This window comes from Echinicola soli, from assembly GCF_006575665.1.
In the GTDB taxonomy this organism is placed as follows: Bacteria; Bacteroidota; Bacteroidia; order Cytophagales; family Cyclobacteriaceae; genus Echinicola; species Echinicola soli.
The window spans coordinates 1,838,553-1,859,613 of the sequence record NZ_CP041253.1; the positions used below are offsets into that span (position 1 = coordinate 1,838,553).

Below are 21,061 nucleotides of genomic sequence, written 5' to 3' on the forward strand. Positions count from 1 at the left end.
AATGCAGCTATTATAGGCCCCGAATGCTACTGATCGCTCGATCGGAATCATCGTGACGGGGGTTGGGAGGCAGTCCTTGATATATCAGTTTAAGCTACCTTCATCAAAATCGTCTTCATCAGGAGCTTCCATGTCAAACATGCTACTGAAGAGATCTTTGAATTGTATGCCTGTGTCCAGCAGTTTTTTACTGAGCTGGCTGTATTCGGCAAGGCCATGTAGGGCAAATTCCATGTAAAATTCCTTTTCTTTTTCAGGCAGTTGCTTAACGAAGTCCGTGGTGACTGTTTCGAGTCCAGGGACTTCGTGCAGGGCTTTTTTATACTCCTTATCACTTTGGGAAGCTAGTATGTCGATGTGGTTGCCCTCTCCAAACCAAGAAAGTGGCAAGACATAGGGATTGCCTTCTTTGTCTTTTTTCTTCTGCTCAGGAGTGGGGAAATGCTGTGCAAATAACGTCCTGATGGCTTTTCCTATAAGGTTATAGGCTACTAGTCCAGCACCTTCCTGTTCTCCTTCATACACCAATTCCACTTTCCCTGTAATGGCAGGGATGATCCCGATTAAGTCTGCTATACGCGTGACTGTTTCGTTTTCATCGTTTAGGTAAATCCTGCGTTCTGCAGCAGATAGTAAGTTTTCGTAAGCAGAGATGGTGAGTCTGGCTGATACGCCACTTTTTTCGTCCACATACTCGCTCGTGCGAGCTTCTACAGCCACTTGCTCTATCAGGTTTTTCATTAGTTCCGGCACATGGATTTTATCCATTGGCTTTCCACTGGTCTTGGCCTCTTGTGCAGTGATCTTTTTGCCGGTTTCGATGTTTTTGGGGTAGTGGGTGATGATCTGGGATTCGATACGGTCTTTTAGTGGCGTGACAATGCTGCCCCGGTTGGTATAATCTTCAGGATTGGCAGTGAAGACAAATTGGATATCCAAGGGCAGCCTGAGTTTAAAGCCACGGATCTGGATATCGCCCTCCTGCAGGATGTTAAACAAGGCCACTTGGATCCTAGCCTGCAAGTCAGGCAGTTCGTTGATCACAAAGATGGAGCGGTGTGAGCGAGGCACCAGGCCATAATGGATGACTCGCTCATCGTTATAGGAGAGTTTCATAGTGGCGGCTTTGATAGGGTCCACGTCACCGATGAGATCGGCTACCGAGACATCGGGCGTGGCCAGCTTCTCTGTGTACCGTTCGCTTCTGTGCCACCAGCTGACAGGGGTCTCGTCTCCTTTATCGTCAATCAGCTCCCTTGCATAACTGGTCAGCGGCTGCAAAGGATCGTCATTGAGCTCAGCGCCATCAATGACGGGAACATATTCATCCAGGAGCGCTGTCATTTGTCGTGCGATTCTCGTTTTTGCCTGCCCTCTTAGTCCAAGGAAGTTGATATTATGCCGCGAGAGAATGGCCCGTTCAATGTCCGGTATCACGGTATCCTCATAGCCCCAGATGCCCGCAAAAACATTTTCCTTGGCTTTGATTTTTAGGATCAGGTTTTGGCGAAGTTCTTCTTTAATGGATTTAGGCTGATAGCCACTGGCCTTTAACTTGCCGAGTGTTTTTATCTTTAATAAATCTTTGCTCTTCAATTGCTGGTATGTCATGCTTAAAAGCGTTTTGTTCTGTTTTTTCTGTAGTCTTCAAAAATAAGATGTCCCAAACCTTTAAGGCCGCTATAATAAGCATTTCCATTGTTGACTTTGGTGAATTCCTGCACAAACTCTTTCAAATAAGGATCGGAAGCAATCATAAAGGTAGTGACTGGGATGTTTATCTTTCGGCATTGGGCGGCAAGTTTCAGCGTTTCGTTCAGGATTTTGCTGTCGATGCCAAAGCTGTTTTTGTAATATTTGATCCCCACTTTCAGGCAGGTAGGCTTACCATCGGTAATCATAAAGATCTGCTTATTGGGATTTTTTCGCCTTCTCAACAGGTCCATGGCCAACTGAAGGCCCGCCACTGTGTTGGTGTGGTAAGGACCCACCTGGAGGTAGGGAAGATCCTTGATTTCAATTTGCCAAGCATCATTACCAAAAACGAGGACGTCAAGGGTGTCTTTGGGGTAGCGGGTTTTGATGAGTTCGGCGAGTGCCATGGCCACCTTTTTAGCTGGTGTGATACGGTCTTCGCCATAAAGGATCATGGAGTGGGAAATATCGATCATCAGTACCGTGCTGGTCTGGGTGCGATATTCGTTTTCAGTAACTTCCAGGTCATCTTCGGTGAGCAGGAAATCACCGCCAAAGCCATGATTAATCTGGGCATTGCGGAGGGAATCGGTCAAGGCGATTTGTTCCAGGTTGTCCCCAAACTCAAACGGTCTGCGGTCACTGCCCTTTTCGTCTCCTTGACCAGTGTGTGTCGTTCGGTGTTGGCCTCCTTTGCCCCTTTTCAGCTTGCCAAAAATCTCTTCTAAGGCACTTTTACGGATCTTCTGTTCTGATTTGCTGGTGATGTTGATTTCTCCTTTTTGATTTTCTTCCGTCAGATAGCCTTTGTCCTTAAGATCATCGATAAAATCACCTATCCCATATTGGGGATTAGTAATCCCATAACGGTTGTCGAGGTTGGTTAGCCAGCTCAACGCTTCTCCCACATCTCCACCAGTCATGGTGACCAACTGAAGAAATGCTTCCAACAGGTTCTCGAAAGTACTTTTGTTTGGTGCTTTTTGAGGGGTGTATTTAGTAAATCTAAATCCTTTCATATAGAAGTGATAACATGATAGCTTGGTGAGTAGTTTGGAGAAAGTTTGATTTTTATATAAAACCTGGAAAAACAGTTACTGTAGAGGGTGATATGTTCCTCATTGAAATCAATTGTTAACACTCTTAATTTACAAATAATTGTCCGAGAATGTAAAAGAGGTTTTAAAGAATTTGATCTTTGCTTAATTTGTCGCTGCATTAATTTTTACCAAAAATGAACAAAAAGTACAAAATACTAGGTGAAGTGCAGGGGGTGTTTTTTAGAAAAAGTACTCAAGAAAAAGCACAGGGATTAGGGGTAAAAGGCTGGGTGAAAAATGAATCCGACGGATCAGTACTGACAGTTATCCAGGGAAGTGAGGAACAGATTAGGCTTATGGAAGAGTGGCTGGCAAAGGGTCCTCCAAAAGCTAAAGTGACTGATCTATTGCTTTTGAATGAAGGATATGACCTAAAACTCGATGGTTTCGAAATAAAACAGTGATTGGTGAAATAGGGGGAGGGAATTAAGCGACTTTTAGCTTCAATTCACCTTTCCTTTTGACGATCTTTAGCTTAAAAAACTCGTTAACAAAGCCTTTACAGCGGTTTTCTGCGAATTCAGCCCTGCTTTCGGTATCGAAAAGCACCGTCATCCTAAGCATGGTTTTTACATACGATTCATGTGTACCCAACTCCCTAAGCCAGTTGGTAAACTGGGCTTGCCAGTCTTCTTTGTACTTTTCAAGGTGGCTACGGCCATCAAATAGAAACTCAAGTTGGTTAGAGCCATACTTAAAGCGATAAATTCCACTTAGTTGTTCGTAGATTACCTTGATACGATCTTTTGGAAAAGTATCGGTTTCGATAATTTGCTGGTAGGTATTATCTACCAGTCCCAGTGGATTGTAAAGTAGGGTATATGAATTTTTCAGTTCTACTACCATGGTTTCCATCAGCTCTTCTTTCAGTACAGATTGGGCCTGTCTGAGGATATAATTTTTATCTAATGGAAATAGCTTTTGAATCATGATGAGGCTAGCGCAATAATCCTGCAATTTACGCTTTTATCACCAAAATGGAAAAGGATTACCGTTGCTTTTTTGCGATTTTGGGCTTTAAATAGGACAATCTGTCAGCTCCATGTGAATTTTAATAATTGAATTAAAGGTGGTGTTTTTAGTAAGATTTAGGCATATTACTACTAATATATGGTGAAACTATGGGAGATAGGAATTTACTGATAAAAATTGTGATGGGAACATGCCTTATTTTTAGTGTGCACACACCAAGAGCGGCATGCCAGGGAGCCATGGATACTACTCGACTAAAGCTGGTTTTAGAGGCGTCTGATAGGTACATAGATCGAGGTATACGTGACTCTATGGATTTTAAATATATTCTTGAATTGGAACGGTTTTATGATCAGATTCAAGCACCAAAGGATAGGGTAAAGGCTTCTAGGTATTTGGGCATTTACTATCGGTCCATTTTTGATTATCAAGAAAGTGAGAAATATTTTTTGTCTGGGATGAAGCAGGCCAAGCAAATAGAAGATTGGGGGCTATACTTGGAATTGGCAAAGGAACTGGTCACCGTTTATAGAAACCTGGGGCAATACGATAAGCTCAAAAGTGAAATCGATTTTTGTATGACCATCGTCCATCAGCAGGGTTTAAAATCCAAGGAGCTCATTCCGCTTATGGAGCTGGCTCTATATTATAGTTATGATACGAAGAATTATGAGCAAGGAATTGTTTATGGTGAACTTTTTTTGGAGAAGGTGGAGTATTTTAAGAAAGTGGCCCCAAGTGATGAAATGTTAGCATACCGTGTGAAGACAGAGGCATTTGTCATTAAAATTGAGCTAGCGAAATGTTATATTAAAACCGGGAGGAATTTTGACTTGGCACTGAAGTACCTTGATGAAGCCAAGGCATTTTTTGAGCCATTTGAGGACTACGAAAAGCTGGCAAGAATTGATCAGGAGTACTTGAATTATTACTTGAATACAGGGAATCTGGAAGCGGTGGAAAAATATTTGAGGGAATATAACTTTCATCTCGGGATGAAATGGAAGGGTATTATGAATAGGACCAATGAAATTCCAGTGTACCTAAAAGCGCTTTCCGAGTTGGAACAAGGATTGGAATTGGCGCAGCTGAAAAATCGGGAATTGACTTTTGAAAGGCGCGTTTTTATAGCTTTTGTGCTACTTATATTGTCTTTGGCTGCGATTTACTTTTATCTCACGACTAGAAATAGAAGGATACAAACGGCCTTGAACGCAAGCCTGTTAGCTCAAAACAAGCTTTTGGAAGATGTCAACCGGGACAAATCTAAGTTCTTTTCGGTCGTGTCACATGAGCTTCGAACGCCCATATATGCGATCACTGGGCTTACCTCTGTAATGGATATAGGTAATGTGGCACCACAGCAAATAAAGGCCATCAAACACTCTGGGGATTACCTGCTGCTTCTCGTAAATAATATCCTTCATATGATGAGTTTTGAGCAGGGGAAGAAAAGTCCTCCCCAAATCAATAGGTCACATTTTGACCTCACCGAAATATTATCGGGCATCGTAGATTCTTCGGTTTATTTCGCTGATCAGCACCACGTGGAGTTAAAACTCAAGTTGAATTGGGAAGGAGAATTATGGGTGAAAGGAGAACGTCAAAAGTTAACGCAAATATTACTCAACTTGATCGTCAATGGTATCAAATATTCAGGAGATCATGAGGTGGTGATTGGCGCTAAGCGATTCATTACTGATGCTAAAACCTGCAAGTTGATGTTTGAAGTGTCTGATCAGGGGGTGGGGATATCCAAGGAGAAGCAGCAGCGGATGTTTAACTTCATGGACCGAATAGACAATGAGGAGTCATCCCAAAATCCCTTTGATCTTCACGGGGTGGGGATTGGACTATTTGTAGTAGAAAAATTACTGCTTGAAATGAGCTCCAAGATAGTGTTGGAGAGTGAAGAAGGAAAAGGCTCTGTGTTTTCCTTTGAGCTTGAGATGGAGATGGGTGAGGACATGGCGGATGAAACGCCTGGCCTTTCTCCGGCAAGCTTCGACCGTAATATTTTGGTGGTGGACGATAATGAGATTAACCTCATGGTGGCAGACCGGTTGGTCGCGAGCCTTGGATATAAGTGCTTCAAAGCAACCGATACGGATGATGTGGTTTCTATAGTTCTTAGGGAAAAAATTGACCTTGTCTTGATGGACCTGAATATGCCCGCCTTTAGTGGGTATGAATTGGCCAGGAAGATCAAAGAGAAAATGGATATTCCCATCATTGCCCATACTGCCGTGGCGGAAGAGGAACTTGATATGGAGTTTTTGAGAGCGTCGGGGATTCAAGCTTATATCATCAAGCCATATCCGCTTGATGCCTTAAGGAAGATGCTAAATGACATATTCCACCGGCCATAAAAAAGCCAGCTGATCTTTGAGCAAGAAAAGCTGGCTTTTGGGCATTGGGATAGCTACTGTCGGGCAGAGCTGTTGCTGATCGTTTGGCCAAAGAAGATACTATTGTAAAATAGTTTATTGGTGCCAAACCAGAAGGCCCTGAAATTTGGATTGTCGACAAAACCTATGATTTTCCCCCTGCCTTTGGAGGATATCCGGATCATGGCCGTGTTTTTTATTTGTTCTAAGTTAAAGGGATAAACATAGCCACTTGCCAATGGTTCGTCTGTGTAAATCAGCGGGTTGGCATATGGGTTTTTGGATGGCAATAGAAATTGGTTACTGTTTCGGAAGGTATAGAGCTCTTCGTTTTCATATCCGTATCCTAAAGGGTGCGTAAGGTCTAGTTTAACGTTAAAGATCGCTCCTCCAGTGACTTTAGAGCCATAGTCGTTGGATAGCTTGGCATAGCTTTTTTGGATGGTACTGTCTTTTTCCGTTTCGTCTTTGAATGAAAACTCACCCAGTTTATGATCATCCAGCCAATTGAGGGCGCGTCCTCTGGCGATAATCGTTCCTCCATCACTTACCCATCGCTGAAGGGATTCTGTAGCGGAGTTGTCCAGCGAATGGTAACTGCCGTTAGGCATTACGATGACATTGTATCGGTTTAGGTCAGCACGGGAAACCATGTCCAATGGTAGTAGGGTGATAGGCATTTCTAACCGCTGATCCAGCAGATGCCAAATTTCTCCAGCTTCATAACTGGAAACTCCTCCCTCCACTAGAAGGGCTACCTCGGGTTTTTTCAGTACATCGATGCTTGGAGAGCCCATGTTGATCCCTCCTGTATAGCCGGTATTGATGGCATGGATGGTGATTCCGGTTTCCTTGGCCATCGCCTGAAGGTCTTCGAAAAATGCCTGGTCAGAGGCGCCTGATCGGCCTTTGTCTACCAAAATGGTTCCTCTGTCAAATTGAAGTTCGCCGCTTACTTCAAATGGCTCATGGGATACACGGAGGTTATAACCCTTATCCATTAAGTGGTAAGCTGCTTTTGGAGCATAATATTCTCCCCATTCAAAGGCATAGCCATAAGCACCTGCAGCTCCTGCCACATTGCCTTCAGGCAGCATAAGGCCTTTTTTTACTTCCTCTACATTGGCCAAGTTTAAGATACGACTATTCACGGCCATAAATTGCATGTCAAAAGCCATGGGTAATGTCCATGCGGATACGTCATAAAATAAGCTGTCCTGAAAATCTGTCCGGGTTTCAAACATCCCCTTTACCAAGCGATACTGAGGCTGGTCCAGTGGCACGATATACGCTTTGTTTGCTTTGAAGTCAGTTCCATTTACGGTGATATCTTCTTTTAGACTGTACAGTTTGATTTGGTGTTGGAGGATCATGTCAGCCAGGTGGAAGGTTCTTCCATTGTCCTTGGCCACACCAAAGATGTAGGCTTTGTTCGCGTCAGCATCTGCATCAGACTTGGCGTCAATGTAAAAATCCCTCATGTAATTGTTCAGCTCAGTTCGCATCGCAATAGCTGCTTCGAAAGAGGAAAGTGAAGCCGTAAACTGATTGCGAATGGTGAAAGCAAAGCTCAGTGGACCATTTACACTTTCTTGGAGGTGTCCACGGGAAGAAGCCTGTTCAAAGAGGATTCCTATTTGTCCCTGGACATCTGGGTACGTGGAACCTTTTCCGTAGTAAAAGTCATCATAGCTTTCCTGGGTAAAATAAAGCGAGCCGATTTCATCCAGGTATTTGGCGTGGTATTGAGCGATTTTTTCTGTCAGCTCAAAATTCTTTGTCGGGGTAAGCGGGTGGTTTCTACTGGGAATGCCTGGTTGGAAGAAAAAAGTGCTATTCGTGCCCATTTCGTGAAAGTCCAATACCATGTTTGGTTTCCATTCTTGGATTTGGGTGATCCTGCTTCTGGATTCAGGGTGCTGCACAGGTAGCCAGTCACGGTTCAGGTCAAACCAGTAGTGATTGGTACGCCCTCGCGGCCAGGCTTCGTTTAGCTCGCGGTTGTTGGGATCGCCGTTCATATGGATGCTGCGGTTGCTGTTTACCCAACTGGCGAAGCGGTTGATGCCATCAGGGTTAATGCCGGGCTCCATGATGATGACGATATTTTTGAGGTCTTCCTCGACTTCATTGGCCGCTGCAAAATGATAAGCAGCCAAAAGGGAAGCATTGACACCACTGGCCTCATTGCCATGGACAGAATAGCCCATATAGACTACTGCGGGTATGTTTTCGGTATCCACATCCCTGGACTCAACGGGATTCCTGAGTTGGGATCGTTGAAATTTTAATGCATTAAGTTTGTTCAGGTTATCAGGATGACTGATGGTTAGCATCATTAGCGGCCTTTGCTCATATGAACGGCCTGTGATTTCTAGTTTTACGCGGTCGGAAGCTTCAGCAAGTGCTTTCATGTACATATGCACTTGGTCATAGCTTACGTGCCATTCCCCGATATTATAGCCCAGTACTGATGCGGGAGTCGGGATGTCTGGATTGTAGGAATAGCCGGGTTTTAGATAGTACTCTAGCGGGACTTTCTCTTGGGAAAAACCCTGAAAAGCCGCCAGAAAGAGAATAAGTGATAATATTCTTTTCAACATCTTATTTCGTTTAACGGATTTTATTATATCATTATCCAAAGCTGCACAATATTTCTTGAAAAAATTAAGTAAATTAATGCTGAAGGTAAAATAAACTGATCGGGTAGTATTTTTTATCCATCGGAAATCAGTACGTATTATGGGAAAGTTAGGTATCATTGGGACTATTGTTTACATATTGACCATTGTAGACGTGGTTAGGAGCAAATTTCACACCGATACAGATAAGGTGATTTGGGTACTTATCGTGGTATTGCTTCCGTTGGTAGGGAGTATTTTGTGGTTCCTTATTGGAAGGGGGAAGGCAGTACTTTAATTTTTGAAGAGATCATTTAATGCATGTTCAATGGTCGCATACCGGAACTGATACCCACCACTAATAATTTTGTCAGGAGAAATTTTATTGCCCCCAAGGATCATACCGGCCATTTCGCCCAGGGCAAAATTAAGTAAAAAACCTGGTACGGGAATATTGATAAACGGTTTTCCTTTGGCAGCGGCAGCCTTTTTGGTGAGTTCACGATTGGTGACCGGTTGTGGAGCTACGGCATTATAGCTTCCAGTGATGTTTGTGGCTTCTAGGGCATAAATGTACATCTGGACCAAGTCTTGGAGATGAATCCAGCTCATGTATTGGTCTCCGCTTCCTAAGGGTGCTGCGACTGGAGGCTGGAGCATTTGGGCCAAAGCACCGCCGTTTTTTGACAGTACCACGCCAGTACGCAAGGCTACAGTCCTGATGCCTAGGCTTTCGAATTGGAAGATTGATTTTTCCCATTTATCGACCACCATCGAAAGGAAATCATCACCCATGCTGCTTTTCTCATTGAGCCATTCTTCGCCATTGTCCAGTCCATAATAATTGGCTCCACTGGCTGATATGAACGTATGGGGCTTGTTTTCTAGCAGTCTAACCTGATCAAAAAGTAATTTGGAAGATTGGGTTCGGCTTTCCAGAATCAGCTTTTTGCGTGAGGGAGTCCATCTTTTTTCAGCCACACCTGCCCCGGCCAGGTGAATGATGGCGTCGGCCCATTCGAGGGACTTGGTGTCCAGTGATTGATTCTTGATGTCCCAGGCAAAACTCTTTTGCGATTGTTTTTCCGGTGTACGGCTCAGCCAGGCCACTGTATAGCCTTTTGCTTCAAGCGTTTCGGTAAGTGCCTGTCCTATCAGACCAGACCCTCCGGTGATCAGTATGTTTTTCATCATAGCTTTTTATACAATAACTCGAACTTTCGGAATAAGTTAAGAAAAAGCATATATTTGTCCTAGGTGATGGGGTACCACCTTTAACCGCCCTGATTTTTTCAGCGCTGATGACTCCTGCTTCAACTTGTTTACTACTGGATAAATAATTGCTATACCTATGTTGGAGAAGGCGCGTAACTTAATTCATTTTAGAAGATTCGTACATTCTGAATTTGTTCCCAGCGTATTGTACACCTTTAAATGGCTCGTATTGGCTGTTGTTATCGGGCTTTTGGTGGGGACAGCTTCTGCTTTCTTTTTATTTGGTCTTGAATGGGCCACCAATTTCAGGGAAGATCATCTGTATATGATAGCCCTGCTTCCCGTGGGAGGTTTTTTGATTGGCTGGATTTATTATAGATATGGACAATCTGTCGTAAAGGGTAATAACCAGCTTTTGGAGGAATTTTATAACCCACTGGCACCAATACCGCTGCGGATGGCTCCATTGGTGGTTTTTGGAACAATCGCCACGCACCTCTTTGGCGGTTCTGCGGGGCGAGAGGGTACTGCGGTGCAGATGGGGGGCGCCATTGCTGACCGGTTTACCAAATGGTTTAAGCTTGGGCCAATTGATAGGAAGGCGATCATTACACTAGGAGTGGCCGCTGGTTTTGCATCGGTTTTCGGAACACCCTTGGCAGGAGCAATTTTTGCCTTGGAGTGGTTGATCGTGGGTAGGGTGCGCTATGAAGCGATCTTGCCAGCATTTCTTGGGGCATATATCGCGGATTATGCCTGTGCTGATTATTGGCATGCCCATCATACTCCTTACGAAATTCCCTTTATTCCTGAATTGACCTTGGTAAAGGTACTTTGGATCATTCCTGCAGGGCTTTGTTTTGGACTGGCCGCGAGGTTGTTTTCCAAGGCAACCCAGTTTTTCGGAGAACTATTTAAAACAACGGTGAAGTATCCACCACTTAGGCCAGTTATTGGTGGGGCAATTGTAGCCATTGTGGTGTTTTTGATCGGGACTACGAAGTATATTGGTTTGGGGGTGCCTACCATCGAAGAGGCGTTTAACGCACCTTTGCCTTGGTATGATTTTCTTGCCAAAATAGGTTTTACCTCATTGACCTTGGGGGCGGGATTTAAAGGTGGCGAGGTGACTCCGCTTTTTTACATTGGCGCCACGCTGGGGAATATGCTTTCAGGAGCAATACCACTTCCCATGGCCCTTATGGCCGGAATGGGCTTCGTGGCGGTTTTCTCCGGCGCTACCAATACACCGCTATCTTGTACCTTGATGGGGATTGAGCTTTTTGGTGCTGAATCTGGTGTATACGTGGGGTTGGCCTGTGTCGTTGCATATCTGTTCAGTGGACATTCAGGTATCTACGGTTCGCAAGTAATAGGCTCTCCCAAGCACGTCTCTTTAGACCACAACAAAGGAAAAAGCCTAAGGAAATTGGACTGAATTTGAGGGATTAAAAGTCGGTTGGAAAGCTGGAAGGCTTTCAAGTTTCAGGTGGACAGCCGGAGGGGCTCTATACAGCAAACTGTAGGCTGATTATGGGGGCTGCGGAATCATTTTGATGGCACGCTGATGACGCCGAAGGAGAAGGTATTCGCTGATTCTTTTTGCCACCAAGGCTCTAAGGCCCAAAGCTGTTTGTTTTCCATGAATCTTGGAATCCGCCTACAAAACACTTCGTGTCGTGACGACCTACCAAATGAATGGAAACCTTACCCTGTCCCTGTTGTTCCGACAGCTGGGCTGCGGAACCGCTAGCATTGAGTTTTAAACTCAACACCACCAACTGAAGGTATTTTTTCGGACATGATTTGACGTTAAGCACAGAGGAGCATATAATACGATTGGTGTGAATACATTTAACCTTCACTATTTTAATAGTGGATTAATAATAAGCCACCAAGGCTCTAAGGCCCAAAGCTGTTTGTTTTCCATGGACCTTGGAATCCTCCTATAAAGCACTTCGCGTCAATATATTAAATGAATGGAAACCTTACCCTGTCCCTGTTGTTCCGACAGCTGGGCTGCGGAACCGCTAGCATTGAGTTTTAAAATCAACACCACCAACTGAAGTTATTTTTTCGGACATGATTTGACGTTAAGCACAGAGGAGCATATAATACGATTGGTGTGAATACATTTAACCTTCACTATTTTAATAGTGGATTAATAATAAGCCACCAAGGCTCTAAGACCCAAAGCTGTTTGTTTTCCATGGACCTTGGAATCCGCCTACAAAACACTTTGTGTCGTGACGACCTACCAAATGAATGGAAACCTTACCCTGTCCCCGGAAATCATTAATCTGTGTTTAATTCTTCCTTTAGCTTAAAGCATTTGACCAGAGTTAGGTAGTATGCTGGGCGGGTACTAGCGACTGGTAAACGGCGACTGCTGGCAGACTTTAATATCCAATTGATTTCTACATGCATATAGCGAATACCTGTCACTGAATACTTTTCCACTGACCGCTGGGCATCCTCCTACAGCGATCCTCTGTCAATAAAACTAAAGATATTAGGTACGACCTCCTGTTTGTGTTTCTTGATCATATAAGCAGCTGATTCGCCCATAAGCTCAAAGTCAGTGCTAATAACGGTAATATCAAAGAGCTCTTTAAGCGGTGTATCATTATAGGAAACCACCCCAATGTCTTTTCCGATCTGATACTGCATATCCCGCGTTTGCTTCACGAGACTTACCAGGTCATTTTCATCGATGACAATATAGGCGTCCTTTTTCTGGAGTTCCATATCAGGATAAATTTTATCCAGTACCTCTGCATCAAAATGGTGTGTATTGCAAAAGTTCAGAAACCCCTGTTTGATTTCCTTGGGATAAGGATAAATGGGGTTGTTCGGAAAGGCGAGGATAAGCTTCTCATATTTTTTCAGCTGGTCTTTGGCCTCTTCCAATGCCCTGTAGATATCCATTTTGAAATCCTGGTAAATACAGGCGATATTATCACCCATTTCAGGCAAATAGTTGTCCATGATCACCAACCTGCCCTTAGGGATTTTCTTCAGGCACGAGATCACTTCTTTATCATAATTGGTGTGGGCTGCTTTTTGATCCTTAAAATGAGGCATGATGACAAAGTTGTCATAGGCCCCCATATTTTCTTCCAAAATATTGATCAGCAACTGCGGGTCACAGTGGTAAACCCTAAGATCAACTTGATTGTCTGAGCCCATGCTGTTTACAAAAGTGTTGTAAATCTCCAGCTTGTAGTTGCTCAATTTATTGAGGATAAAAAGTATTCTGCTATTGGAACTGTTTACCGCTTTGTTTACATAGAATCCTTTGGAGACTACCGAGGTGATGATTTTCTTTTCCCTTAAAAGATTATAAGCCCTCACAACCGTATCTCTGCTGAGGTAATATTCTTCTGAAATATCATTGATGGAAGGTAGCTTTTCTCCTACTTTGAGATAGCCGTTTTCAATGTTCTTGATAATGGAATCTACGATTTGTTGGTATTTGGGGATTCTGGACTTACTGTCGATTTGTAAAAGAAGTCCTTCAGCTACTAATGTCATAACGCTATCGAGTTGGTTAATACTAAGGGTTTAATTGTTGTAAACAACAGGCCATTTTTGGGAAAAAGCCTGGGGTACAAACGGGCAATTAATCTTATGCTTAGGGTTAACAACTCTTTTCGCGAAACTATCGGAAAAGCTGGCCGATGGGCCAATCAGTAGAAGCTAATGATGTAGGAGTGGTACATCGTAAATCTTCTGTTGCAATATAAGGATTGCTGCCTAAAGTGCCCAATATTTAGAAATTATTTTATAGAAAAAATATACGGTTTTTTTTATAAAAACCTTCTTTATGCAAAAATAGGCTAGGTAAAGAGGGCAGGCTCCATCTAAAAGCGGTTTAGTTTACCAGCAGGGAAATATTCGGTTATATTTCTTACTACTGGCGATAGAGATAGGCAATAGTTACTGTCTTTTCTGAAATAGATCACTGATCCACCGGTCGCTAAGTTCCAGCCAAGTAGCTGCGTTGCCGTGCTGTTCAAAATTTCCGCTGCCGTATCCATGGCCGCCTTTTTGGAAGAGATGGAGTTCTACCGGAATGCCAAGCTGATGGAGTGCTTTGGCGTATCGAATTGAGTTTTCCGCAGGCACAGCTCCATCATCCCATGAATGAACCAAGAAAGCAGGCGGCGTCTCTGCATTTACTTGTGTTTCGTTTGAAAAATATTCTTCCCAGTCGGTATCCAGTTTTTCTCCTAGGAGATTATGCCTGGATCCTTGGTGCGTGATGGTGGTGTCCATGCTGATGACAGGGTAAACCAATATACTGAAATCGGGTTTGGAGCTAGGTGTTTTTCCCTCGGTCTGATGATTATGGACGGAGACTGACGATGCTAAATGGCCACCGGCAGAAAATCCCAGTACACCAATTTTATCTTCGTCGTAGCCCCATTTGGAAGCATTTTTTCTCAAAAATCGCAATCCTTCCTCAGCGTCCATCAGTGGCACTTCCCAAGAATCAGTAAGCAAGTCCTCTTCTGGTAAACGGTATTTCAAGACCGCAGCTGTATAGCCCCTTTCGCTGTACCAGCGGGCAATCTGGTGGCCTTCGTGCTGAATGGCGATGATCTTGTACCCACCTCCAGGACAAATGAGGATGGCCTTTCCATTGGAAGGTTGTTCTTGGGGATGATAGACCGTGATCTGAGGAATGGCTACTTCGGTAATCCGTCCTCCTTTCCCGATTCCATCCTTGGCTACAAGCTTCTTGGTGTTTGGGGCTTCTTTTGGGTAGAGGGAATAGGTTTTTTGCTGGGAGAAGGCCAAAATAGGCGCAGCCAATAGAACTAAGGCGATGCACGCCTTTTTGCTAAAAGACATAGTAACGGGCTTTATTGGTAAGATTAGATTTATGTGAATCTATAAAAAAGAGGCCTATGATGAGGCCTCTTCAGGTTTTTTGTTCATCCACATGGGGGCAGTAATAAACCAAACCACCGTGCCAATAAACATCAGTGTTTTACATTGGTCAGAAGAAATAACCCCTTGAAATACCAAGAAGGCAGGGATAAGGTTTAAGCCCAGTGCAATAAATGATATAAGTTTAATGAGAGTTTTCATGGTTGATTTGGGTTATGATACAGGAACTTCACGTTTGGTAGAAGTACTGTTAAGGTCTGGTATTGGGGTGTTTTTTTGGATGATTTTGCTGCTTGCGATGTAGACGATTACGGCTACAAACCATCCTGGTAGTCCCAAGAAAAAGATTTCAACTCCTCCAAATAGATTGAGACCAAGGCAGAAAATCAGAGTGATCAGCCAAGTGATGCCTACAGCAGGATTGAAATTTCGATTGGTCAGCTCTGCGAAGTTGGATCTCATGCCCATCTTAGGCAATAGGAAAATGTCAATAAATATGACAGCACCTATCGGCATCAGTACCAATCCATAGAGTGCGACAAAGTCCAACAGCTGCATCATCAAAGCTGGAAAACATGCAGCTATGGTTGTGATCAATCCTACAAAGAGCGTGACTTTCCAGGTTTTCCATTTGGGGTTGATAGACTGGATGGCGAGTCCTGCGCGGTAAAGTGTAGGATTGGCGGTGGTCCATCCCGCGATGATCACACAGACTGCTCCTGCGATACCAACAGCTTCGTAGGCAATCGGCCCTGGGGCAAATACCAGGCTTCCGTCTGATTCCAGAAGGAAAAGGGAATACAGGATGCCAGAAGCAAGCCAGGCCACATAGTGTCCAAGGAAGACTCCAGTGGAAGTTGCGAAACCTGCAGTCCACTTTTTGGCATATCTAAGGATGGACATGTCTGCCATCCCGATGTGCATGGCCATATTACAGAACCACGCAAAGAACATAATGTGCCAGAAGGTAAATTTGGTTTTTCCTTCCAAAGGTACGCCAGACCAGATGGTTTCCTTGGCCACTGGCCAGAAATCACTGATGGAGTTGATCCCTAACCGAGGCAATACCGCTACGGCAGCTGCGACGAAAATCATGATCATCCATGGAGCGGCAATATTCGCGAATTTCACTACCTGGTTAAAGCCAAACATGGCAATGACTGTTGTGATGGCGCCGACCACAAATACGGTAAGCACAAATCCAAAGCTGGTAGGCAGGGTGTCGTCCAGCGCGGGCATGGCCAGGTCAAAGGGGATCCCAACGGCCGTGGCGGCTACAGTGATCATGGCGCCAGCCAAAAAACAAAAAGCTACTGCATTGACCAGATTATAGATAATGGTAAAGCGACTGCCCGCTATTTTTTCCAATTGGAAGTACAGGGTGTGGCGTGTTTTGGTAGCAGCTTTGCCTGTGAAAAAAGCCCAACTGAGCACGGCAAGGATATTTCCTACCAGCAATCCACCTACCAAGTCGATCGCACTCGCACCATGGGCAACAAATAGTGGGCCGAGGACAAATTCCGTTCCTGCGGTGTGTTCACCGGCATAAGTCCCTACAAAGGACTTCCAGCTTTTAAGCTTACTCTTAGGGATAGCTTCCCTTTCATATTCATTGACAGATTCTAGTTTCTGTACAAGGTTCTTTTTATCGGACATGTTGTTAAATCGTATTTTGGGTAGCTGTGAAATTAAAAAAATACAGGATAAAAGCTATCCTGTACTGTTACGAAGTGACCTGCTTAAATATGTAAATTACTATGGTTGTTATTGGTTTTAGAGAGATCGTCTTCATATCTGTCCTCAGAGAAGATCAGGTCTGGTTTACCACAGGTGCGATGACGGTTTACTTTATATTGATCCCCTGTCAATGAAGTTAAAGACATTTTTGACCACCTCTTTTTTACGCTTTTTGATCATATAGGCGGCCGTTTCCCCCATGACTTTGAAGTCGGTGGACATGACGGTAATACCCAGCAGTTCTTTTAAAGGCGTATCGTTATAGGAGATGACGCCTACGTCTTCCCCCAGTAAGTATTCTTCATCCCGAATCTGTCTCATAAGGTTGACCAAGTCATTTTCTTCGATGAGGATGTAGGCATCATTGGGGCTCAGTTCCATTTCAGGGTAGATGGTGTTGATGATCTCAAATTCCAGTCCAAATTCTACACAAAATTTCTTGAATCCCTGCTTGATTTCTTTGGGATAGGGGTAAATGACATTGTCAGGATAGACCAAAATCAGGGTGTCGTACTTTTGCAGACGAGCTTGTCCTTCTTTCAGTGCTTTATAAATGTCCATTTTAAAATCCTGATAAATGGAAGCCACTTCATCCCCGAGGTCAGGCATGTAGTTATCCATGATGATGAGCTTATCAGGAGAGATTTTTCGAAGGGCATCGATTACATCTTGGTTATAGTTATTGTGGTGTAAATCGTCGTCCTTAAAGTGGGGCATCACTACATAGTAGTCATAGGCGCCGGTATTTTCATTGAGCAGGTTCAGTAGGCTTTTGGGATCACAATGATAGATATGGAGATCTACTTGTGCGTCAGCACCCAGGCTATTGACAAATGAATTGTAAATGCGAAGTTTGTAATTGGACAACTTGTTCAGCAAGAAAAGCACCTTTACCTGGGATTGGGACACGTTTCTGGCAACATAATACCCTTTACCTTTTACAGAAACAATGATCTTCTTTTTCTTAAGAAGATTATAGGCTTTTTCTACGGTATCCCGTGAGAGATAATACTCTTCACTTATTTCATTGATGGAAGGGATCTTTTCACCCACAGATAGGCTGCCTTTTTCAATGTCCTCAATGATGGAATTGACGATTTGCTGGTATTTCGGAATCCTGGACTCCGAATCAATACGGATGGATGTTGGAGCTTCGATCATTTTGGGGGTTAGGTCGTTTGCGCAATCGATTGTAATATAATTAGAACTTGCTATACCAAGCAAGTGCCGTTAAATATTTTATGTGTACGGTAGGGGATTTTTGTCGGTGTTTCAGCATTTGTTGGTTTGAAACATTATCTTTTCGTTGTTTAAACCCTTTTTTTAAAGAAATATAATTTGGGAAGTATTCTATAGAAATTTAGTGATTTTATTGTAAAGAAGAAAGGAAACTGATTTTTTAGAAACCGTTTGCTGTAAATATAAGCTGATAAATTAAGGGATTTATAATACTATTTTGTACAATCGATTGCGCATTTTATCCCTTACTTTACCCAGTGATGGAATCCCCACATTAAAATTTTTGTAGTGAAAAGTTAATTGTAATTTAGTGCGCTTTAAATTGTGCTCATTATTAGTGACCAATATTTTGATTTTGGCGATCAACTACTTTTTACCAATGCTTTATGGCAAATGTAAATACGAATGAACCTATCAGACTTTGAAATAAGAAGTAGCTTTCCAAAAGGAATAACTTTTAAATATCCATGGCGTGCTTACCAGCAGCGAGTTTTGGATGAGCTGGAGACCCACCTTGCCGATGATCACCTGCATATCATTGCCCCGCCGGGCTCAGGGAAAACAGTACTGGGATTGGAGGTGGCACTGCGTATCAATAAACCTACCTTGATTTTGGCGCCGACCATTGCTATCAGAGACCAGTGGATCCAGCGGTTTTGTGAACTTTTTCTCCAGGTAAAGACTGCACCGGAGTGGATTTCCGCTGATATCAAGGAACCTTCCTTCCTCACTGTGGCTACTTATCAGGCTTTGCACGCAGTATGTCGCCATGAAGAGCCGTTCGGACAACTTGATAACGGCAAGCGCTTAACCGCAACTGGTGAGGAGGTCGATGAGATCACTTCCTTTATCAGTAAACTGCAAAAACAACAGCTAGGGACCATCATGGTAGATGAAGCCCATCACTTAAAAAATGCCTGGTGGGAATCGATCGATTGCATAAAACAGCACCTCGACCCGACCATTGTGGGATTGACTGCCACTCCTCCTTATGATGTATCACCGGGAGAATGGCAACGTTATATTTCCTTAAACGGTCCAGTGGATGCAGAAATCACCGTACCGGAGTTGATTGCCGAAAACACCCTGTGCGCGCATCAGGATTTTGTATATTACTCTCTCCCCTCTCCACTGGAAAGCCAGAAGATCTTTGCCTACAGAAAACAGGTCAAGGCCTTGTATCAAGAGCTAAAAGGAGAGGAGATGCTGGTTAATGCCCTCCGTAACCATGCTGTGTTTCAGGCTCCAGAAGACAATCTGGAATGGATTTATAGCAATCTACCTCACTACTCTGCCCTTTTGGTCTTTCTCCATGCAGCAGGAGAGGAAATCCCCGAAATCCACCGGGAGGTGATCGGTGTAAAAGACTTGGTCTTACCTGCGCTGGATTTTAATTGGATGGCACTACTGTTGGATTTTTACTTGTTTAAAGGTATCGAGGATTTCCCCTTGCAGGAATCTTACAGAGAGGAATTGGCCCACCGACTAAGGAGGGCAGGTGTGCTTGAGAAGAAAACAATCAGCTTCTGGCACAGCGACAAGATCAATCGCTATCTGAGCAGAAGCTTAAGTAAACTCACCAGTATACAGCAGATCGTGGAGTTTGAGCAGCAGCAGCTAGGAGATGGACTCAGAATGGTGATCCTTACGGATTATATCCGAAAGGAATTTCTTCCCAATCGGCCTATCAATGACCTGGAACTCAATAGAATTGGAGTAATGCCCATATTCGAAATACTCAGAAGGAAGGCGCAAATTCCCGCCAAGATGGCAGTTTTGACAGGGTCACTGGTGATTATTCCTCGAGCAGCATTAGAGCCACTTCAGCGATTGGCTGCTGTTGATGGAGAAGACAATATTTACTTTTCAGCGTTGCCGTATGACTCGGGGTTTTTGGAAGTAACGGTCAGTACTGGCATACGGCACCGGCTTGTCCACTGGATGACCGAGTTGTTTCAGCAGGGACATGTATCACTCCTTGTCGGTACAAAAGCTTTGCTGGGAGAAGGCTGGGACGCACCTGCGATCAATTCCCTGATCATGGCGAGTTTTGTCGGCTCTTTTGTACTTTCCAATCAAATGCGAGGAAGAGCAATTAGAAAAGGAAAACAAGAACCAGAGAAGACCAGTAATATCTGGCATTTGGCCTGCCTGGATCCTTCTGATGAAGCAGGAGGAGCTGATATGTACGTGCTAAGAAGGCGGTTCAAAACCTTCGTGGGAGTCTCTTCAGAAGCACCGGTTACTATTCAAAATGGCCTGGACAGACTGGGTATGCCAGCCGAAATCAACAGCTTGGAGCAGGCCATGGAAATGAATGCGTTTGTAATGGGTCAAGCCAAAGATAGGAACCTGTTATCGGAAAAGTGGTTGGATGCCATAAAGAATGGACATGTGCTCGTGGAGGACATAAAAATCCCCTTTCCAAAGAACCAAACCTACAAACAGACCAAATCCCTATATTATAACCGGACTATAAAGGCGTTTGCAGGGTTGTTCTTGTCTGCTCTGGGAAGTTTTGGGATTCAGGCCATTTTTGGAATGACGAAGGTGTCCAGATACATTTTTACTATAGTGGATTTAAAGGATTGCCTTTTGGGGCTCGGGGTAGTGGCTATGATTATTTTTGGTCGTTTCAGCTATAAAATGGGGCGTATGTACGTAAAGTATCGTGACATTGGTAAGGATGTGCACAAAATCGCTGAGGCTCTGCTTATTGCTTTGCTCAAAGCAAAATTCATTCGCTCGGACAAGGACTCTCTTCGTGTCATTTCTGATGTAGATGCAGCGGGAACCATTTACTGCCATCTGGAAGGAGGAAGTACATTCGAAAAGTCTCTGTTTATAAAATCCCTACAGGAAATTATAGAACAAATCGATAATCCGAGGTACTTGATCATAAGAAAAAGCTTCTTCTTAAAGTTGCTTGCCCAGCGCGACTACCATGCTGTACCTGAGGCCTTGGGAAGAAATAAGCAATTTGCTCAAATTTTTGAAGCAGAGTGGAGAAGATCTGTCGGTGATTGTGAACTAGTATATACAAGGTCGCTGGATGGCCGTAAAAGCCTCTTAAGAGCCAGGATGAGCTCGTTGGCATCGGAGTTTGAGCAAAAACCAGAACGGATAATGATATGGAAGTGATTGTAAAACAGTGTTATCCAAGTAATCATGCCATGACCTTGAGCCATGGCATGATTAC

General features: G+C 43.8%; 15 protein-coding genes and 1 riboswitch. Of the genes, 5 read left to right on the forward strand and 10 right to left on the reverse strand.

Features of this window, described 5'->3' with window-relative positions:
• Nucleotides 1-84: 84 nt before the first annotated feature.
• Both FKX85_RS07655 and FKX85_RS07660 read right to left on the reverse strand, forming a co-directional pair.
• Nucleotides 85-1,611 carry a P-loop NTPase family protein gene (locus FKX85_RS07655; RefSeq protein ID WP_141614171.1) on the reverse strand — a complete coding sequence of 509 codons (1,527 nt, stop codon included), beginning with the start codon at nucleotides 1,609-1,611 and terminating at the stop codon, nucleotides 85-87.
• 2 nt (nucleotides 1,612-1,613) lie between these two features.
• Nucleotides 1,614-2,714, reverse strand: a complete 1,101-nt coding sequence (locus FKX85_RS07660; RefSeq protein WP_141614172.1) for a vWA domain-containing protein — start codon at nucleotides 2,712-2,714, stop codon at nucleotides 1,614-1,616.
• Between the two features lie 215 nt (nucleotides 2,715-2,929).
• Here FKX85_RS07660 and FKX85_RS07665 point away from each other — a divergent pair, with 215 nt between their 5' ends.
• Entirely contained in the window at nucleotides 2,930-3,199 is a 270-nt protein-coding gene (locus FKX85_RS07665) for an acylphosphatase (protein ID WP_141614173.1), read from the forward strand.
• A gap of 22 nt (nucleotides 3,200-3,221) precedes the next feature.
• On the opposite strand, the gene FKX85_RS07670 is transcribed toward FKX85_RS07665, so the two are convergent.
• Complete coding sequence (locus tag FKX85_RS07670) at nucleotides 3,222-3,725, reverse strand: hypothetical protein (protein WP_141614174.1); 504 nt, start codon at nucleotides 3,723-3,725, stop codon at nucleotides 3,222-3,224.
• A gap of 353 nt (nucleotides 3,726-4,078) precedes the next feature.
• Here FKX85_RS07670 and FKX85_RS07675 point away from each other — a divergent pair, with 353 nt between their 5' ends.
• Nucleotides 4,079-6,136: a response regulator gene (locus tag FKX85_RS07675; protein WP_168196235.1), complete on the forward strand. Its 2,058-nt coding sequence runs from the start codon at nucleotides 4,079-4,081 to the stop codon at nucleotides 6,134-6,136.
• 53 nt (nucleotides 6,137-6,189) lie between these two features.
• Here FKX85_RS07675 and FKX85_RS07680 read toward each other — a convergent pair whose 3' ends face one another.
• Complete coding sequence (locus tag FKX85_RS07680; RefSeq protein ID WP_141614176.1) at nucleotides 6,190-8,757, reverse strand: M14 family metallopeptidase; 2,568 nt, start codon at nucleotides 8,755-8,757, stop codon at nucleotides 6,190-6,192.
• A gap of 139 nt (nucleotides 8,758-8,896) precedes the next feature.
• On the opposite strand from FKX85_RS07680, the gene FKX85_RS07685 reads away from it, so the two are divergent.
• Nucleotides 8,897-9,073 (forward strand): PLDc N-terminal domain-containing protein, encoded by a 177-nt coding sequence (locus FKX85_RS07685; RefSeq protein ID WP_141614177.1) that lies wholly within the window; start codon nucleotides 8,897-8,899, stop codon nucleotides 9,071-9,073.
• Here FKX85_RS07685 and FKX85_RS07690 read toward each other — a convergent pair.
• A complete protein-coding gene (locus tag FKX85_RS07690) occupies nucleotides 9,070-9,966 on the reverse strand; it encodes a TIGR01777 family oxidoreductase (RefSeq protein ID WP_141616736.1) in 897 nt (298 codons plus the stop codon). The genes FKX85_RS07685 and FKX85_RS07690 overlap by 4 nt on opposite strands.
• Nucleotides 9,967-10,022: 56 nt before the next feature.
• Nucleotides 10,023-10,093: riboswitch (Fluoride riboswitch) on the forward strand.
• Nucleotides 10,094-10,126: 33 nt separating this feature from the next.
• Here FKX85_RS07690 and FKX85_RS07695 point away from each other — a divergent pair.
• Nucleotides 10,127-11,428 (forward strand): voltage-gated chloride channel family protein, encoded by a 1,302-nt coding sequence (locus tag FKX85_RS07695; RefSeq protein WP_141614178.1) that lies wholly within the window; start codon nucleotides 10,127-10,129, stop codon nucleotides 11,426-11,428.
• A gap of 1,040 nt (nucleotides 11,429-12,468) precedes the next feature.
• Here the strand turns inward: FKX85_RS07695 and FKX85_RS07700 are convergent.
• The 5 genes from FKX85_RS07700 to FKX85_RS07720 all read right to left on the reverse strand — a co-directional run bounded on the left by FKX85_RS07700 (nucleotide 12,469) and on the right by FKX85_RS07720 (nucleotide 17,784).
• Nucleotides 12,469-13,524, reverse strand: a complete 1,056-nt coding sequence (locus tag FKX85_RS07700; RefSeq protein ID WP_141614179.1) for a GntR family transcriptional regulator — start codon at nucleotides 13,522-13,524, stop codon at nucleotides 12,469-12,471.
• 405 nt (nucleotides 13,525-13,929) lie between these two features.
• Nucleotides 13,930-14,847, reverse strand: a complete 918-nt coding sequence (locus FKX85_RS07705; protein WP_141614180.1) for an alpha/beta hydrolase — start codon at nucleotides 14,845-14,847, stop codon at nucleotides 13,930-13,932.
• Between the two features lie 54 nt (nucleotides 14,848-14,901).
• Nucleotides 14,902-15,087, reverse strand: coding sequence for a hypothetical protein (locus FKX85_RS07710; RefSeq protein ID WP_141614181.1), 186 nt, complete (start codon nucleotides 15,085-15,087; stop codon nucleotides 14,902-14,904).
• 12 nt (nucleotides 15,088-15,099) lie between these two features.
• Nucleotides 15,100-16,542 carry a purine-cytosine permease family protein gene (locus FKX85_RS07715; protein ID WP_141614182.1) on the reverse strand — a complete coding sequence of 481 codons (1,443 nt, stop codon included), beginning with the start codon at nucleotides 16,540-16,542 and terminating at the stop codon, nucleotides 15,100-15,102.
• A 192-nt stretch (nucleotides 16,543-16,734) separates the two neighbouring features.
• Entirely contained in the window at nucleotides 16,735-17,784 is a 1,050-nt protein-coding gene (locus FKX85_RS07720) for a GntR family transcriptional regulator (protein WP_141614183.1), read from the reverse strand.
• A gap of 483 nt (nucleotides 17,785-18,267) precedes the next feature.
• Here FKX85_RS07720 and FKX85_RS07725 point away from each other — a divergent pair, with 483 nt between their 5' ends.
• On the forward strand, nucleotides 18,268-21,003 hold the full coding sequence (locus FKX85_RS07725; RefSeq protein ID WP_141614184.1) for a DEAD/DEAH box helicase family protein: 2,736 nt from the start codon (nucleotides 18,268-18,270) through the stop codon (nucleotides 21,001-21,003).
• Nucleotides 21,004-21,061: the final 58 nt, after the last annotated feature.